We start from the raw sequence: 1,322 nt of genomic DNA on the forward strand, positions 1-1,322 counted from the left end.
TCCCGCGCGCGAGCGCGTCGGCGAGGGTGAGGGCGGACCTCACAAGCTTCTCCTCGAAGGACGGGTGACGGTCTGGCGGGCGCGGCAGCCGACGCCCTTTGGGCCGACGTACGATCCGACGGCCGCCGGATGAGCCTGTGCCCGGGGCACGACGCGCCGCCTCAGTCCTGCCCCGGGTCCAGCAGCCGGGCCGCTTCCACCGGATCCATAAGGTTTGACCACGCCTGCTCCGCCGGCAGGAGTTCACGTTCGGGCAGAGCGTATTCCGGGTACCAACCTTCGCGCTCGCAGCCGGGTACGTTGCCGAGAATGACGACTGCCAGGTCAGGCGGGACCGATCCGGTGATGCGTACAGCGACGTACGTCTCATACCCGTCGTCCGCGCGCACCTGAAGGCCGAGCGCGAAGGTGTCGAAGTCGGTGCTGTGCTCTCGCCCGTCCCGCAGGGAATCTCGGATCAACGTGCGGAGAGTGACCCGGAGCCGACGAGCCAATCGGACGCCGGCCTCGGCTCGGTACCGGACATGGTCGGCGCGGCCGGGCAGCAGGTGACCGCAGCAGGTGTCGGTCTTCAGCCCGTCGCGGTGCCCGGCGTTATAGCGCGCACGGGCGGCCTTGCCGTCGGCTTCAAGAGCGGCATAGAAATCGCCGGCCGAGCCGTCTTCCCGCCGCCCTGCTGCCACCAGCCACGGCAGGCCGCTGTCGATCCAGACCGCGCCGCGCCAACGCTGGACCTTCACCTTGAGCAGCACCCGGTCATCGATGGCACGGATGCGTTCGTGCTTGGCGTCGGCAACCGAGAACTGCTCGGATGCCTTCGCCAGGAGCGGATGGCCGATCTCGTCCAGCGGCTGTGTCACCGGGGGAAGCGGTAAGCCGAGGTCTTCCTGAAGGCAACGCAGCGTGGGGCGGACGGGGTGCATTGATGTGCTACTCGTCAATCCCGCCCACCGCGTCGATCTCGTCCGCCGTGAGGCCCGTCAGAAGCATCACGTCCGACTTCAGCGATCCGTCGAGGAGCTTCAATGCCTCGACCATCCCCGTGCGGAGATCTTCTCGACGCTGTTCGAGGTAGGCCCGGACCGCCTCGGCGACCAGGTCTTTCTTGGTAACACCGAGAAAGTGCGCGCCCTGGCTGATCAGCCTGTCCGTCTCCGGGTCCACTTTCAGCGGAGACTGCCGCGGAGCACCAGCTGGCAAGCTCGCCACCTCCACCACCTCCCACTTAGATACCATGGTACCTAAATACCTCACTACCGGACCTGATCCCGCGCCGCGCGAAGCCCTCCTACGTGGCCTGGTAGCTGCCGGTGATCAGCACC

General features: G+C 67.2%; 2 protein-coding genes. Both read right to left on the reverse strand.

Annotated elements, in window-relative coordinates; genetic code table 11:
• Positions 1-161 precede the first annotated feature (161 nt).
• Positions 162-860 (reverse strand): hypothetical protein, encoded by a 699-nt coding sequence (locus RKE29_RS29900; protein ID WP_312008845.1) that lies wholly within the window; start codon positions 858-860, stop codon positions 162-164.
• A 70-nt stretch (positions 861-930) separates the two neighbouring features.
• Complete coding sequence (locus RKE29_RS29905) at positions 931-1,209, reverse strand: hypothetical protein (RefSeq protein ID WP_312008846.1); 279 nt, start codon at positions 1,207-1,209, stop codon at positions 931-933.
• Between the last annotated feature and the right edge of the window lie 113 nt (positions 1,210-1,322).

The sequence above is a fragment of the Streptomyces sp. B1866 genome, from assembly GCF_031932565.1.
Taxonomy (GTDB): Bacteria; Actinomycetota; Actinomycetes; order Streptomycetales; family Streptomycetaceae; genus Streptomyces.